This is a genomic window from Shewanella inventionis (genome assembly GCF_014641855.1).
In the GTDB taxonomy this organism is placed as follows: Bacteria; Pseudomonadota; Gammaproteobacteria; order Enterobacterales; family Shewanellaceae; genus Shewanella; species Shewanella inventionis.
In genome coordinates this window covers 1-14,909 of the sequence record NZ_BMII01000006.1, presented here as the reverse complement: position 1 = coordinate 14,909, position 14,909 = coordinate 1, and the positions used below count along the sequence as shown (strand labels likewise).

Sequence of the window (14,909 nt, the reverse complement as noted above, 5' to 3'; positions counted from 1 at the left end):
ACATGGAGGTGAGCTGATGAATTGGTTGATAAAAATTTTAACGCTTTCTTTAGCATGTTTAATGTGCCGTGTTTATGCGCATGAGGTTAGCCCTCCCCCAATAACCACTATCAATTACAATGCTGCCATTGGTGGTATAAATCCCAAACAAGCTTACTTTATTTCCTTACTTAAGCTCGCCTTAGAAAACAGTCGCGATCAATATGGTGACTATCAATTAAATGCTGTCATGATTGAAATGAATCAAGGGCGTGCCCTTAAAATGGTTGCCGACAATAATATGATTGATGTTGTATGGACAATGACAAGCATAGAAAGAGAGCAGCAGCTACAAGCCATATATATCCCATTGCTCAAAGGGCTAATGAGTTATCGCATTGGGCTTATTCGCAAAAACGATCACGATAAATTTCAACAAATGGACTTGGCGCAAATCAAAAAAACCTTAATAGGCCAAGGTGCTGATTGGCCCGATGTCGACATACTGAACAGCAACGGTTTTAACGTTGTTAGGGGCAACGATCAACATCTTATCGACATGTTGCTAAAAGGACGTTTTGACTATTACCCACGGTCAATACATGAACCATGGCGAGACTTAGCTCGCTATCCAGACCTTGTGTTAGAGAAAAAGTTTTTACTGAAATACCCAGCACCTATTTATTTTTTTGTTCGAAAAGACAACGCCCCTCTCGCGCAGCGTATTGAATATGGACTAAGAAAATCAATTGCAGATGGCAGTTTTGATCAGCTATTTTACCATCACCCAATCACCAAAAATATGATTGAGAAATCACAATTAGATAAACGAATAGAAATCACACTACACAACCCAAACTTATCAAAAAAAACCGCTGCACTACTCGACGAAAAGCCAATGTGGCTAACCCTAGAACCTAAACACATTCCAAGCAGCTAATACGGTTCATAAACCTACTAAGCTCATGTACAATCACCCCTTAATTGTATCGTTGGATAAACCACAACTGTGGTTTTTTAAACCCATTCTGTCTGAGATATTTATGAAGCAACTGTTAGATTTTTTACCCTTAGTGATCTTTTTTGCTGTTTACAAATTTTATGATATTTACACCGCAACCGGTGTGTTAATCGTGGCAACCGCCATTCAATTAGTTGTCACTTACCTATTGTATAAACACATAGAAAAAATGCACTTAGCAACATTTGCAATGGTCACAGTGTTTGGTTCACTCACCCTGTTTTTTCATGATGACGCCTTTATTAAATGGAAAGTCACCATTGTTTATGCATTGTTTGCAATAGGGTTAATTGTGTCACAAGTCATGGGAAAACCTGCGCTTAAAAGCATGTTAGGCAAAGAAATGAAAGTCGACGACAAAATTTGGACCCAGGTCACATGGTATTGGGTCAGTTTTTTTGTATTATGTGGACTCGCTAATATTTATATTGCTTTTAGTTTACCGCTTGAAACCTGGGTTAATTTCAAAGTGTTTGGCCTTACAGCCCTAACCCTAATCAACACTGTAATAACCGTTGTTTATCTTTATAAACATATGCAAGATGACCCAACTAAACCAGATGATGGTCAATGATCATCCATTCGAATTTCAAAAAGGAAGCCGTCAATATGTGGTACATGATTTCATCTCAAGACGTAGAAAATAGCCTAGAAAAACGTTTATCAGTGCGTGCAGAGCATTTAGCGCGTCTACAGGCATTAGCCGACGAAGGCCGCTTGCTAACTGCAGGACCACACCCAGCAATAGACAACGAAAATCCAGGTGAAGCAGGCTTTACCGGTTCATTAGTGGTGGCTGATTTCCCCTCTTTAGAAGCAGCGCAAGCATGGGCCGATGTTGACCCATATATTGGTGCAGGTGTTTATAAAAGCGTGATCGTTAAGCCATTTAAACGAGTATTGCCTTAATGAAGATTGTTTCTTTTAACATTAATGGTTTACGCGCACGCTTGCATCAATTGCAAGCGCTTATCGACAGCCACTCACCTGACATTATTGGCCTGCAAGAAACCAAGGTCCACGACGAAGCGTTTCCTGTCGCCGACGTTGAAGCAATGGGTTACAAAGTACATTACCATGGTGGCAAAGCCCACTATGGCGTTGCCATGTTGTCAAAAGCAGAGCCGATTAGCATTATTAAAGGGTTTGATACCGACGATGAAGAGGCCCAGCGCCGCTTAATCATTGGTCAGTTCAAGCAAGATAATGGCCGTATATTAACCGTATTCAATGGTTATTTCCCACAAGGCGAAAATATTAACCATGAAACAAAATACCCTGCTAAACGTAAGTTTTATCAAGATTTGATGCTGCATCTTGAAAAGCACCATCAAGCAGACGAAGACATCGCAATTATTGGTGATATTAATATTTCACCCACCGATTTAGACATCGGCATAGGCGATGTCAATGCAAAACGTTGGTTAAAAACCGGCAAATGCAGTTTTCAGCCAGAAGAGCGTGAATGGTTAGCGCGCCTGCAACAATGGGGCTTTATTGACAGTTTTCGTCACTTGCACCCAAGTCGCACTGAGCGTTATTCGTGGTTTGATTATCGCAGTAAAGGCTTTGATGATAACCGAGGGCTTCGTATTGATGTCATTTTAGTGACCCAATCTTTGGTATCTCGCTTGCTTGAGTCTGATGTTGATTATGATTTACGCGGTATCGACAAACCGTCTGATCATGCGCCTATTTGGACCACGTTAAGTTAAGCCTTAGTTAACTCGTGAATGATGTATACAATGCTACGCCAATATCGGTGTAGCATTTTTTTTACCCTTTTTATCAAGTCTGCCCATTAACGGCACGCAAACTTAAAAAAAATATTACCTATCAGAATAAATAAGTGATCAGATATTGCGTAGAAACAATGATCACATTATTGCAACCAAGTTAAATTTTATATTGGCTTAATATTGATGCTAATCCTTTTGATGATTCATTAAGATCTTTTGCTAATACCGATGACTGTTTGGCAGAGTGGCTGATGGTTTCAGATTGTTGGCGTATGTGATTAATTTGAGATGAAATATCACCAGCAGACATACTTTGTTGCTCTGCTGAGGTAGCGATTTGGCTACTCATATCGAACACCGCGTTAATTGAGCCGGTCATATGGGTGATATCATCACCTACAGCCTTAATACTTGAGCTACCTTGCTGAGCCTGTTCAACAATCACATTGGTAATGCCAGTGAGATTTTTTGTGCCTTTTTGTAAGCCTTCAATCATTTTCTGGATCTCAACCGTCGCCTGTTGAGTACGTCCTGCAAGCGTTCTCACTTCATCTGCAACAACAGCAAAACCACGGCCTTGTTCGCCAGCCCTTGCAGCTTCAATCGCCGCATTTAATGCCAACAAGTTAGTCTGCTCAGAAATACTTTCAATGGTGGTCACCACTTCATTAATTTGAGTGGCTTCGCGAGACAATTGCTCAACTGACGCAAATGACTCAGCAATGCGTTCTGTTAAAAAATTAACTCGCTGAACTGCATCATTAATCTTATTCTGACTCAGTGCCATCTGCTTGGCATTTTGTTGGGTATTTGATGATGTTTCACCGGCATGATGTGATACATCGGCAATGGCAGAGGTCATTTGCTCCATCGCATGAGACACGGCATCTAAAAAATGATGTTGTTGATCAATAAGATCTTTATTGGTGTTGGCCTGGCTAGTAAATTCATTGGCTGCGGTTGCCAGCGTTTGCGCATTATTTCGTATGGCCTTGACCATTTCACTCATATTGTCAGCACAACGGTCTATGTCTCTGGCAATTAAACTAAAATCATCAGTACCAAAAAAATTAAGCCTAAAGCTTAAATCACCATCGGCTAAGCGTTTAATGGCCATGTACATTTCCCAAAGACCACCACCTAACGAGGTTGAGATCCAGTAACTGAGTTGAAACAGGGGTAATAAACCGACCAAGGCAATAATCAGCATAAATTGCGCGTCACTTAGCTGCGCTTGTTCCCACTCAACAACATGTTGGCTTTGAGTTAAATATTGATTACCCACACTTGCCGATGCACTCACTGTGTCACCATTGCGGCCAGAATTATCTCGAGTAGACAGTTGTAGCTGATTATCTGTAGCAAACTGTTGCAACTGCGTGCCCAATAAATTTTGATTATTGGCAACCGCAGCATAACTTTGCACGCTGGCATTAACTCTTTGTTGAGATGCCTCAGTGATTAGCCTTGTCGCGTGTTGATAATTAAGTAACGCAATCACACAAGTAATGGCTGCAACCATTGAACACACAATCCAAAATTTACCGTTCAGGCTGAACTTAATCATGATTGCGTCAATTTTTCTAAACTGGATTTGTTTCATCGTTACGCTTCCTAAGGCAATGACCGCAAGCTAAACCATAGCTGAATATAACATTAATGAGAAAAGGCTAGAGTAAAATGCCTAGGGTTTAGAATTGCTTCTAGAATTGCACCTAGGCATTTTGCTTAATTATTATCGACTTAGACTGATAAAACTTAAGTGTTCATGCTCACATATCTCACAATTCACACTACACTGATAACACCTTATTTAACGGTAAATCACGGTAGCGTTGGCCGGTAGCAGCAAAAATAGCATTGGTTAAACTTGGTGCCACTGGTGGTACGCCAGGCTCACCAACACCGGCAGGTTTTGCTGAAGATGCCACAATGTGAGTTTCAATATCTGGACATTGAGGTAATCGCAGCAGCGGATAATCATGAAAATTAGACTGCACCACTTTGCCATTTTTAAAGCTAATGTCGCCCATCATTGCAAGGCTTAGTCCAAAAATCACCGCGCCTTCTAACTGCGAATGAACGCGATCAGGATTCACGACAGTACCGGCATCCATTACCGCAATAGATTTAATCACCTTAAGTTGGTTATCAACTACCTCAACCAAAGTCGCAACAGCAACGTAACTGACAAAGCTGCGATGTATCGCCATTCCCCAACCTTGGTTTTTAGCCGCTTTAGGTGCCTTAGCGAGTACTGTTTCAAGCGTATCTAACACCTTAAGAAAGCGCCCAACATCAACAGGATGATCGGCTAACTCTTCGCCGTAATTACCGTATTTAAAACCGTTGTTTTCAAAGTTTTCAATGCGGGCTTTACCCAATAATTGCCGCCACATATCGATACAGGGTTTATTGGCATTAACAGCCAGTTCATCCACAAAACTGCCTATACCAAACGCATGCTGAATATTGCACACAGAGCGCATCCAACCAATACGGGTATGGGCAGTGGCTTTAACCGCTTCAAGTTGAATGTGTTCAAGGGCTAGCGGCACATCACTAAAACCTAAATCGAGCTCACCATCTGACGGATATTCAACCCCTTCAGCAAAGGTCGAACTGATCGCCGGAAACCCAGTACGCGCAAGCAAAGCTGTCGGTAACTTATTATCATCAACTTTAGCCTGATACAGTTGCGCGCTAATCGCATGGTAATAACCATTTTGGATCTCATCCTCACGGCTCCAACACACTTTAACCGGCTTATTTAGTTTTTGTGATAGCACTGCGGCCTCAACACTAAAGTCGGGCTTTGATTTACGACCAAAACCGCCGCCTAACAAGGTAACATTCACCTTTACCTGTTCTTCTGTAAGGCCTAGTGCACCCGCTACATTTTGTTGAGTGCTTTGTGGTGTTTGTGTCGATGCCCATAATTCACACCCATCGGCCGTCACACTTGCAGTGGCAACGGGCGGCTCCATCATGGCATGGGTTAAATAAGGTACGGTGTACACCGCATTCACCGTGTTATCTGCAGGCCAATCTGTCACCGACGCGCCAAATTGGCGAATCACCTTACCAGGCTGTTTAACCCGCTCAACCAACGCTTTTAAATAAACATCAGAATCATGGCTGTCATTGATTGATTCAGACCAGGTGATCGCTAAGGCTTTGCGCGCTTCAATTGCACTCCAGCTATTCGTGGCAATAACCGCAACCCCACCAAGGGGCTGAAATAACGGCGCACCTTTTGGCACAGGCAAGGTAATAATATCCACCACACCCGCAATACTGCGCGCTTTTGTGTCATCCAGTTTGACTACATCACCGCCAAGTACTGGCGGACGGGTAATGCTGGCGTATAACATGCCATCGAGCTTGATATCGTAACCATACTTGGCTTTACCTGTGAGCATGGCGTCCATATCGACAATCGTGTGCGACTTACCAATATGAATAAACTCGCTTTCTGGTTTAAGCGTCACCTTATCTAACGCAGGCATAGTAAGTTTAGATGCTGCAACGGCCAGCGCGCCATAGGATAAAGACTTTTTACTTCCTTTGTGGTGCACTTTATGCGCCTTGGCATACACCTCACTTACAGGCACATTCCATTGCACTGCTGCGGCTTGTTCTAGCATGGTACGAGCCGTTGCGCCCATTTGACGCATACGTAAGTAATGCTTACGAATACTGCGGCTGCCATCGGTGTTTTGGCTGCCATAACGTTTATCGGCTAAACCTTGCACCACAACCACTTTGTCCCAATCGGCTTCAAGCTCATCCGCTAATACTTGTGGGATCCCGGTACGAATGCCTTGCCCCATTTCAGAGCGATGACAGGTTAAATACACCTTGTTGTCTTCACCAATGGCGACAAATAAATTCATTAAGGCTTGTTTGTCTTGTGCCAGCGCCATAGGGCTCCAGGCTAAACTGGTCCCACCTAAGGCAAGGCCACCACCAACGGCGCCAAAGAGCTTAAGCACGTTACGACGACTGATATTTTCAACTGCGGTAAATGTTGTCATGATTAGGCCTCCGACGCAGATTTAATGGCCGCTTTTATACGCGGATACGTTCCACAACGGCAAATATTGCCCGACATGGCATCATCAATTTGCGCATCTGTAGGTTTTGCAGTGGTTTTTAACAGCGCCGCAGCAGACATTAACTGCCCCGCCTGGCAATAACCACACTGAGGCACATTATGTGTAAGCCATGCCTGTTTAAGCTTTTGTGCTTCAAGACCTTCAATCGTAGTAACTTGCTTGCCCTGCACTTGCTTAAGGCTAGTTAAACAGCCGCGCATTGGGCTGCCATCTACATGGATAGTACAGGCGCCACACAGACCCGCACCGCAACCAAACTTGGTACCGGTAAAACCTAATATATCTCGTAAAGCCCATAACACCGGCATATTGGGGTCTGCGTCTAAGGTAAAGTCTTTTCCATTAACCATTAACTTTTGGGTAGGGGTTGTCATAATCACTCCTTAATTAGGGCATTCGCTTACATCTGGCTTATTGCATTGACTTAACCAACGCGTTAAATCGGCTGGGGTATCGATATCACATGCGGCATTATCGATAGATAAAATAGTTAAATGTTGATTTTTTGCATGTTGTTTCAACACGCGTTTAGCGCCTTTGTCGCCTTCTATGGCCATTAATGCATTAAAATCTTGCGCTAAAAAAATAGCAGGTACACCCACATCTTGTTGGTAAAAACTGCAACAGGTTTGCTTATTTTGTAAAAAAGCATTAATTAAGCGTAAATACTCATTTGCTGTAATCGCAACTTGATCGGCCAATACCAGTAATAATGCATCTGATTTAGCCTCAATCGCATAATTCACGGCCAACTTAACAGAGCTAGATAACCCCGTTTGCCATTGCCGATTAATAATACGCACCGCGCCCTGTGTCATCGTCATAATGTCATCGTTAATGTGCGCGCCTAACACCACTGCCGCTGGGGCGATGTTTGCTGCTTGAGTAACCTGTTTAAGCGTTTCAACACTGTGGGCCAATAGGCTTTTTTCACCTAGAACTTTAGCCATCATTTTACAGCCATTAAACCGGCTACTGGCACCTGCCGCCAAAATCACCGTAGCGATCTTGTTAGTGTATTGCTCAGTCATAATAGCTCAATCTCGGTAAGCATCATCGTTATACCATCACGCTATCAAGTCGAGTTAATTTAGCCTGATACAGCACACCATGGCACTGAGATAACATACTTAACGCAACCGAACCGGGTAACTCCCCGCCTAATGCAAGCCCTGCAGGCGCGGCAAAGTAACCGCTAAAATCAGCAAGGCTTAACGTTGCAATCCCAAATACTTTGTCTCGGCGATGCGCAGGTCCTAATAATGCGATATACGCTAATGCCAATGGCTTTAGTGCATTTAGGGTTTTAGCATCAAGTTGTAAGTTATGGTTCATAACAAAAGCGGCATCTAAACTGGTTAGGATATCCTGAGAAATGTTGGTAATTGGGTGCTTAATTATTTGGCAACCAGGAAAATCATAAGTGCGGGCATAAGCGGTTCGTTCATCAAAAACCGTCACCTTCCACCCCATTGTTTGGGCCATTTGCGCAAGGGGTTGAGCGTCTAATCCACCACCAAAAATACCAATATGCACCGGTGGCCTAAGCGGAATATTTAATACTGTATTGTGTTGCTGAATGACTTTTTCTGTTTTGCGGTTTAAGTTGATCTTGGCTGAAGGCCAACTATGTTGCTCTATATATTGCCCAGTAATGGCATGGCTTGGAGCGCCGTCGTCAGCAAGACTGAGCTGATAAACACCGCTATCACCGCGCATTAACGCGTCATGAACCTTAAGCAAACCAAGGTAATTATTCGTTTTATTGAGCAACACCATCATAATATTCACAATACCACCACAGCCAAGCTGATAGCTGGTATCAGACTCGTCAGTCGCATCATAGGTTAATTGCAATATTTGCTGGGTTTGGATTGCACGCTGAGCGTGACGACGAAGATCGGCTTCAAGGCAGCCACCACTAAGCATACCCAGGCTTTTCCCCATGGGATGGAACAACATGATCGCGCCAGGTTTGCGGTATGAAGATCCTTGCACCTGTGTTAACACCGCAAGCACCCAGTCCTCTTGATAAGTCGGTAACCAGGCATCGAGTAAATCTACAAGGTGTTGCACCATGAAAACAGTCCATCATAATAAACGCAGTCTCTTAAGCTAACAGACTGTCTTTACAATGCAAAGATTCAATGGTTTCAATTTATGTTTTATACCATTTCCATTAATTATGTGACCAATCAGAGTCGCTCAGACTGTTCAGTTTGAGGCGCATTGTTGAAATAATGGTTATTCCCTTCTAAGGCAATGCAACAAAGAAATGGACTGTCATTTAGCCAAACAGTTGGTCGGCCACAAACGGATTATGTTGACGCTCATCAGCAAAGGTCGACATAGGCCCATGGCCAGGAATAAAGCTGACATTATGACCCAATGGCCACAATTTAGTGGTAATAGAATGTAATAAGTCCTGGTGATTGGACTGCGGAAAGTCAGTGCGGCCAATTGAGCCTCTAAACAACACATCCCCCACCCAGGCTAACGCGCTCGGAGCATGAAAAAACACTATATGGCCAGGGGTGTGGCCAGGGCAATGCAGCACGCTTATCTTTTGCTCACCAACACTGACTTCATCGCCATCATTTAAATATTTCGAAGGCTCAAAAGCCTCAGCACGAGGAAAGCCAAAGTTTTGGCTTTGTTTCATTAAGTTGTCTAACCAAAACTTATCGGCCTCATGTGGGCCAATAATCGGCACAGACAACTTATTCGCTAAGGTTGCCGCACCGCCCACATGATCGATATGCCCATGTGTCAGTAAAATTTTTTCAACGCTCAACCCAAGCTTGCTCACTTCTGCCATGATGCGATCAATATCACCACCGGGATCAACCACAGCAGCCTTTAACGTCTTTTCACACCAAATAACACTGCAGTTTTGCTGAAAAGGTGTGACGGGGATAATTTGATACTTCATCGGCAACCTCGGGCTTATGCTCATATGTTTATTATGCGTTAATTTTACTTAAGCAGAGTTGATCTAGATACATATTTTATATGATAGGCATCACGCTTTGTATTGATGATGTACACTATAGCTAATCAACTTGTATATTGGGAACAAACATAGACCATGGTGTATCCCAATATAAAACCAATGACTTAGTAGGACATGTATGCAAATTGATAGCACTCTAGCAGACATCAAAACCCGTAAACATTTTTTCTCGGTGCCACTTGATTATCAACACAGTCCGAGTAAACACATTCAGGTTTTTGTCCGTGAACTTGTAAGCGTTGAAAATCAACATAAGCAACTACCCTATTTAGTGTTTTTTCAAGGTGGCCCAGGTTTTGGCGCTGTTAGACCGCTGAGCAATACTGGCTGGATAAAACGCGCTTTAACAGAATATCGCGTTTTACTGCTCGACCAGCGTGGCACAGGCTTATCAACCCCAATAAATGGCACCAGCTTAAGTTATATGAGTGCAACCGATCAGGCTGACTACTTAAGTTTTTTCCGAGCCGACAATATCATTCGCGATGCAGAATACATTCGCACTAAATTATCACCTGGTGAGCCATGGAGCATTTTAGGCCAAAGCTTTGGTGGGTTTTGTGCGTTGCATTATTTATCTGCCGCGCCAGAAGGCTTAAAAGAAGCTTACATTACTGGTGGTATTCCATCATTAACCCGCACTGCAGATGAAGTCTATCAAGCCACCTATCAGCGTGTTATCGCTAAAAATAACGACTTTTTTGCGCGTTTTAGTGATGCCAGAGTATTAGTCGACAACCTAGCTAAACACTTATTCGAAAACAAAGTCTACCTTGCTACTGGTGAACTATTAACCGTTGAAATGTTACAGTTATTAGGTATTAATCTCGGCATGGAGCAAGGGCCAGAGGCCGTTTATTATTTGTTAGAACAAGCGTTAATTGATACGCCCCATGGTGTTGATGTAAACCCATTGTTTTTGCATCAATTTAGCCAATTTCTCGACTACAACACTAACCCCATTTTTGCGCTATTGCACGAGTCAATATATTGCCAACAACACGCCTCGGCATGGGCTGCACACAGGGTTAGAGATCAGTACCCGCAATTTAACTATCGCCCGGGTAAACCTGTGTTATTTACAGGCGAAATGATCTACCCGTGGATGTTCTCGCAATTTGAGCAACTTGAGCCATTACAACAAGCGGCCAATTTACTTGCCGCTAAAAAAGACTGGCCTGCGTTGTACGATATTGAAAAACTCGCAAACAACAAGGTGCCTGTGGCTGCAGCAATTTACAGCGAAGACATGTTTGTAGAGATGCAGTACAGCCTAGAAACTGCTAAACAAGTGGGTAATCTTAAATATTGGCTCACATCAGAGTACGAACATAATGGTATTCGCATGGCCGGCGAGCATATTTTAGACAAGCTTATTAGCCTTAATCGCGGCCATTGTTTACGTTAAAGAATGACATTGTGAGATGTAAAAAGGGGCATAAGACTCAATCTTATGCCCCTTTTTATGGGGATTTTACCGTTTTACAATTACACTACTTGTAACACTTGCTCAGTTTTTAAACGTGACTTAGGTAACTTAGCGTTATAGTCTTCATCTGAATGGTGATAACCAAATGCTAATGCAACGTCACACACATAACCGTCTAATTCTTTTGCAAAAATCTGTCCTAGCATTTCGCTGTCAACACCTTCCATCGGCGTAGAATCAATGCCTAAACGTGCTAAGGTGTGCATGGTGTTACCCAGTGCTAAATAAGTTTGTGATTTAGTCCAGGCTGCGTTGTTACCTGCTTCATCTGTGTTTAAATCCACAAATGCAAACGCACCAAATGCACCTTCACGCTCTTCTGGCTTAGTACGGCCATCGGTAATACCTTGGTCAATCACTTTGGCATAATCTTCACGAGTATACTTAGGGTTGTAAGCAAACAAAATAGTGTGAGATGCCGCTTTAGCATGTGGTTGATTAAACTGGAACTTATTTGCAAACGAGTCATGAAGACGTTGTTTTGCTTCATCACTTTCAATCACGATAAATTTCCATGGTTGAGAGTTAATTGATGATGGTGACAACACCATTGCTTCATAAATAACAGCTAAATCTTCAGCAGATACGCGCTTAGTCGCATCGTAACGTTTTGCTGTGTAACGTTTTTCTAAATCAGAAATAATAGCGTGAGTCATGTGATGCTCCGTAATAAATAAAATATGACTGGTTAAATCAATCAAATAGTTAACAAAAATTCTAAGTACTTTGCCCTGGTGCTAATATTGTGCTGACAAAGCATTATTCAAGGGCATTAGCGCCATTTAATCGAACAGCCCATACTGGCTGTTTGTTGTTTAGGCCCTTTACCCGTTGCGGCAATTAATTGCATCGCATTGACCAGCTCAGGAACACGATTGGGATCATCTTGTAATCGTGCATCGTCTAAACGACCGCGATATTGCAATTCACCTTGTGCATTAAAGCCAAAAAAGTCTGGGGTACACACTGCACCATACTGCTTACCAACATGTTGGTTTTCATCGACTAAATACGGGAATGTAAAACCGTGTTGCTCGGCAAAACGCAGCATATTGGCTGGCGAGTCTGCATCAAATGCCTGGTAGTCATTTGACATCACTGCAAGTACATTGATGCCTTCTGCCATCAATAGCTTGGTATCTTCAGCCAAACGCGCTGCAATGGCTTTAACATACGGGCAGTGATTACAAATAAACATAATCAACAAGCCTTTTTCCCCTAAGTGTTCGCTCATGGTAAACACATCACCATTAGGATTTTTTAACGTAAAATCGGGTGCTTTCCAGCCAAAATCACAAATGGGCGTATCAAGAAGCATAACAGTCAACCTTTTAAGCTAAATACGAGGGTTAATCTCTAAGTCGCCATCATACGCTTATAATTAATCACCATATACAGGGTAAAAATTGAAACATTTTCAATTTTTTTTTAATAATGAGAAAACCACGTTGAGAAAACAAAAACAGCCCACTTTTGTTAACTCATAGTCGACTGATAGCCGACTGATAGCCGACTCATCGCTGGCAGATCGTAAACTGATAGTTGATTGATAGTTGATTGATAGTTGATTGATAGTTGATTGCTAGCTGACTGTTTAATCGCTTTGTAAGCCGTACTGGTTAATTGATACTCGGGCCGCTCACCAAAGCACGATAACCCTGGTGGTTTTCAATGAAAAACCAAGTTAAGAAAACAAAAACAGCCAACTTTTGTTAACTGATAGTCGACTCATCGCAGGCAGATCGTAAACTGATAGTTGATTTATAGTCGATTGATAGTCGACTGCTAGCTGACTGTTTAATCGCTATGTAAGTCGTACTGGTTAATCGATACTCGGGCCGCTCACCAAAGCACGATAACCCTGGTGGTTTTCATCTGGTACAAACTCAATAAAATGCTTAATACTATCAAGGCTATCCTGTTGATAATGTGACACATAAAGCAACTGACTCAAATGCTCTTTTGCTATCAATTCGAGGGAGTTTTTAATCAACCTTCTGCCTAAATAATCTAAGCCTTGGTAGGGTTCATCGAGGATCAATAAGGTAGGTTGCTTTACAATCGCTCTGGCGATTAGCAATAAACGTTGCTGGCCATATTCTAATTGTTTAAATGCTGTTTTGCTTAAATGGCCCATGTGCAAAATTGCTAGCCACTCGGAGGCAATCGCCACTTGTTGCTGTGTCGGTTTTTGATATAAGCCTATTGAGTCATAAAACCCCGACACAATCACATCTAGCGCACTGCAATTGACACGATATTGCATATGTAAAGCCGACGACACCATGCCTATATGCTGTTTTATTTCCCAAATGCTCTCACCAGAGCCTCTTTTTTTACCAAAAATATCAATGTCGTTACTGTAGCACTGTGGATGATCACCAAAAATAAGCCCAAGCAAAGTGCTCTTACCACAGCCGTTAGGGCCTTTAACTTGCCAATGAACGCCATTATCAATACGCCAATTCACCCCAGAAAAAATCACTTTATCTGAGTAAGCCACTCGGCCATCATGCAGTTCAAATACTGGGGCGGCAAACTTGGCACTGTGACGATGACGGCGGATAAGTGCCAATAAGGCTTCACTTTGTTGCCCAGACTGTGCGGTTAATTGGCTAATAACCGGATGGTTATCCCACTGTGCCTTGGTCATCACGCTGTCTAACTTTCCATGGCTAAACAACGCAACATGCTCAATCCAGTCGGGCATATCCTCTTCACGCGACACCACCACCAAGATTTGCATGGTTTGCGATAAGTGTTGTAAATAGGTCGTTAACGTCTTGCGATGCTCTACATCAAGCCCTGCGTATGGCTCATCTAATACCAAAAACGGTACTTGTGCTGCCACTGCTCGCGCCAGCATCACTCGGCGCCCCTCACCTGTTGATAAGTGAGTAAAATGGCTTTGACTCAAATGGGTTAAATCGAGTTGCTGCAATAATTGATGGGTTAATGCATTGTCATGACATTGAGCATAAATCACCCCAAATACTGTGGTTTTAGGATCGCAGTAGCCAAGTGTTTCACTGTCATCAAACGCTAAAATATCCTCGAGTAATGACTGCTGCTCCAGTAGCGATACGACAGCCACCTTTGAAGGATCGCCTCCTTCAAATTTGCCACTATAATCGATACTTTTTTCATGAGGCTGTTGGGTTAATAATTGGCCTAATGTGGCGCCCACATCACCCTCTGTGCTAAATATCCCCCACGATTGCTGCGACGCAATGAGCCATTCGTCAATGACTAAACTAACACTCGATGAACTGCATTTCAGTTGGGTAAACCTTATTTCCATCTACTGTTTATCCTCTTCGCACTTAACATAGTTTGATTGACATGCTCCCCGCCATGAATGACGGGGATTCCTGAATACAGGCGATAATAAATTACTTTATCATCGACTTTCTGCTGCTGATTGCTAATGCAATTCACTTCACAGACGCTACGGCTCTGCCCGAACCTGATTAATTACTTATGCCGCTTGCTCTAATTCGCGTAAATAGCGATTTAGGACCACTTTAGCAGCGTTTTTATCCGCATTATC

Annotated in this window: 14 protein-coding genes; 5 read left to right on the top strand and 9 right to left on the bottom strand. The window is 42.8% G+C overall.

The genetic code is table 11. The annotated features are described in order from the left end of the window. Nucleotides 1-16 precede the first annotated feature (16 nt). The 4 genes from IEW93_RS04630 (at nt 17) to xthA (ending at nt 2,715) form a co-directional block, all read left to right on the top strand. Entirely contained in the window at nt 17-919 is a 903-nt protein-coding gene (locus IEW93_RS04630) for a substrate-binding periplasmic protein (RefSeq protein ID WP_223419944.1), read from the top strand. A gap of 103 nt (nt 920-1,022) precedes the next feature. Beyond that, nucleotides 1,023-1,574, top strand: a complete 552-nt coding sequence (locus IEW93_RS04625) for a septation protein A (protein ID WP_188737412.1) — start codon at nt 1,023-1,025, stop codon at nt 1,572-1,574. Between the two features lie 35 nt (nt 1,575-1,609). Beyond that, nucleotides 1,610-1,909, top strand: coding sequence for a YciI family protein (locus tag IEW93_RS04620; protein ID WP_188737410.1), 300 nt, complete (start codon nt 1,610-1,612; stop codon nt 1,907-1,909). Continuing rightward, complete coding sequence (gene xthA / locus IEW93_RS04615) at nt 1,909-2,715, top strand: exodeoxyribonuclease III (RefSeq protein ID WP_188737408.1); 807 nt, start codon at nt 1,909-1,911, stop codon at nt 2,713-2,715. The genes IEW93_RS04620 and xthA overlap by 1 nt, the downstream gene beginning before the upstream one ends. A 181-nt stretch (nt 2,716-2,896) precedes the next feature. Here xthA and IEW93_RS04610 read toward each other — a convergent pair whose 3' ends face one another. The 6 genes from IEW93_RS04610 to IEW93_RS04585 all read right to left on the bottom strand — a co-directional run bounded on the left by IEW93_RS04610 (nt 2,897) and on the right by IEW93_RS04585 (nt 9,789). After that, on the bottom strand, nt 2,897-4,342 hold the full coding sequence (locus IEW93_RS04610) for a methyl-accepting chemotaxis protein (RefSeq protein WP_188737406.1): 1,446 nt from the start codon (nt 4,340-4,342) through the stop codon (nt 2,897-2,899). Nucleotides 4,343-4,532: 190 nt separating this feature from the next. Then, on the bottom strand, nt 4,533-6,776 hold the full coding sequence (locus IEW93_RS04605; protein ID WP_188737404.1) for a xanthine dehydrogenase family protein molybdopterin-binding subunit: 2,244 nt from the start codon (nt 6,774-6,776) through the stop codon (nt 4,533-4,535). 2 nt (nt 6,777-6,778) lie between these two features. Next, the gene (locus IEW93_RS04600; protein ID WP_188737402.1) at nt 6,779-7,231 is read right to left on the bottom strand and encodes a (2Fe-2S)-binding protein; all 453 of its coding nucleotides are present in this window, start codon (nt 7,229-7,231) and stop codon (nt 6,779-6,781) included. A gap of 9 nt (nt 7,232-7,240) precedes the next feature. Next, nucleotides 7,241-7,888, bottom strand: coding sequence for a nucleotidyltransferase family protein (locus IEW93_RS04595; RefSeq protein ID WP_188737400.1), 648 nt, complete (start codon nt 7,886-7,888; stop codon nt 7,241-7,243). Between the two features lie 28 nt (nt 7,889-7,916). After that, nucleotides 7,917-8,936 (bottom strand): XdhC family protein, encoded by a 1,020-nt coding sequence (locus tag IEW93_RS04590; protein ID WP_188737398.1) that lies wholly within the window; start codon nt 8,934-8,936, stop codon nt 7,917-7,919. A gap of 208 nt (nt 8,937-9,144) precedes the next feature. Beyond that, the gene (locus IEW93_RS04585; RefSeq protein WP_188737396.1) at nt 9,145-9,789 is read right to left on the bottom strand and encodes an MBL fold metallo-hydrolase; all 645 of its coding nucleotides are present in this window, start codon (nt 9,787-9,789) and stop codon (nt 9,145-9,147) included. Between the two features lie 199 nt (nt 9,790-9,988). On the opposite strand from IEW93_RS04585, the gene IEW93_RS04580 reads away from it, so the two are divergent. Then, nucleotides 9,989-11,278, top strand: coding sequence for an alpha/beta fold hydrolase (locus tag IEW93_RS04580; protein WP_188737394.1), 1,290 nt, complete (start codon nt 9,989-9,991; stop codon nt 11,276-11,278). 80 nt (nt 11,279-11,358) lie between these two features. Here the strand turns inward: IEW93_RS04580 and IEW93_RS04575 are convergent, their stop codons facing one another. The 3 genes from IEW93_RS04575 to IEW93_RS04565 all read right to left on the bottom strand — a co-directional run bounded on the left by IEW93_RS04575 (nt 11,359) and on the right by IEW93_RS04565 (nt 14,660). Next, a complete protein-coding gene (locus IEW93_RS04575) occupies nt 11,359-12,015 on the bottom strand; it encodes a nitroreductase family protein (RefSeq protein ID WP_188737392.1) in 657 nt (218 codons plus the stop codon). A gap of 116 nt (nt 12,016-12,131) precedes the next feature. Further along, entirely contained in the window at nt 12,132-12,677 is a 546-nt protein-coding gene (locus tag IEW93_RS04570) for a thioredoxin family protein (RefSeq protein ID WP_188737390.1), read from the bottom strand. A gap of 504 nt (nt 12,678-13,181) precedes the next feature. Continuing rightward, nucleotides 13,182-14,660, bottom strand: coding sequence for an ATP-binding cassette domain-containing protein (locus IEW93_RS04565; RefSeq protein WP_188737388.1), 1,479 nt, complete (start codon nt 14,658-14,660; stop codon nt 13,182-13,184). Nucleotides 14,661-14,909 lie beyond the last annotated feature (249 nt).

Excerpts from the sequence above, each read along its gene's own strand:
- IEW93_RS04595 (WP_188737400.1), bottom strand. The coding sequence starts at position 7,888 with ATGACTGAGCAATACACTAACAAGATCGCTACGGTGATTTTGGCGGCA.
- IEW93_RS04570 (WP_188737390.1), bottom strand. The coding sequence starts at position 12,677 with ATGCTTCTTGATACGCCCATTTGTGATTTTGGCTGGAAAGCACCCGAT.
- IEW93_RS04630 (WP_223419944.1), top strand. The coding sequence starts at position 17 with ATGAATTGGTTGATAAAAATTTTAACGCTTTCTTTAGCATGTTTAATG.
- IEW93_RS04590 (WP_188737398.1), bottom strand. The coding sequence starts at position 8,936 with ATGGTGCAACACCTTGTAGATTTACTCGATGCCTGGTTACCGACTTAT.
- IEW93_RS04600 (WP_188737402.1), bottom strand. The coding sequence starts at position 7,231 with ATGACAACCCCTACCCAAAAGTTAATGGTTAATGGAAAAGACTTTACC.
- IEW93_RS04610 (WP_188737406.1), bottom strand. The coding sequence starts at position 4,342 with ATGAAACAAATCCAGTTTAGAAAAATTGACGCAATCATGATTAAGTTC.
- IEW93_RS04605 (WP_188737404.1), bottom strand. The coding sequence starts at position 6,776 with ATGACAACATTTACCGCAGTTGAAAATATCAGTCGTCGTAACGTGCTT.
- IEW93_RS04585 (WP_188737396.1), bottom strand. The coding sequence starts at position 9,789 with ATGAAGTATCAAATTATCCCCGTCACACCTTTTCAGCAAAACTGCAGT.
- IEW93_RS04575 (WP_188737392.1), bottom strand. The coding sequence starts at position 12,015 with ATGACTCACGCTATTATTTCTGATTTAGAAAAACGTTACACAGCAAAA.
- IEW93_RS04565 (WP_188737388.1), bottom strand. The coding sequence starts at position 14,660 with ATGGAAATAAGGTTTACCCAACTGAAATGCAGTTCATCGAGTGTTAGT.
- xthA (WP_188737408.1), top strand. The coding sequence starts at position 1,909 with ATGAAGATTGTTTCTTTTAACATTAATGGTTTACGCGCACGCTTGCAT.
- IEW93_RS04625 (WP_188737412.1), top strand. The coding sequence starts at position 1,023 with ATGAAGCAACTGTTAGATTTTTTACCCTTAGTGATCTTTTTTGCTGTT.
- IEW93_RS04580 (WP_188737394.1), top strand. The coding sequence starts at position 9,989 with ATGCAAATTGATAGCACTCTAGCAGACATCAAAACCCGTAAACATTTT.
- IEW93_RS04620 (WP_188737410.1), top strand. The coding sequence starts at position 1,610 with ATGTGGTACATGATTTCATCTCAAGACGTAGAAAATAGCCTAGAAAAA.